Consider the following 315-nt stretch of genomic DNA (forward strand, 5'->3'; position numbering starts at 1 on the left):
CCCCTTGATGCGGCCCACCTCGTTCCAGATTCCTTGTTTGTCAAGGTTGCAGAGAGTTTTCATACTCATGCCCGCAGCCTCAAGCTGTTCGAGCTTGCGCACTCCCATCCCACCGCGCGTGAAAGCGCCGCTTGCCACCATCAACTTCTTGAGCGGGATCGTGTCGCCCAGCACGCGCACGAGTTCCCCGCGCATCTTAGGCCACTGGTTCTTGCCGAATGCGTCAATGAGCTGTGCGCGGAAATTAGACGGCGGACCTTCGACTCCTAGTTCGACCAACTGAGCCGTAGTGCGGACGCCCATTTCGTACAGCTT

1 protein-coding gene is annotated in these 315 nt (G+C 58.4%); it reads right to left on the reverse strand.

Features of this window, described 5'->3' with window-relative positions:
* Nucleotides 1-315: hypothetical protein (locus AC1RPX_RS07895; RefSeq protein ID WP_481763346.1), on the reverse strand; the 315-nt coding region annotated here is incomplete at both ends.

The organism is Dellaglioa sp. CoH-56-MRSF-14 (genome assembly GCF_056782115.1).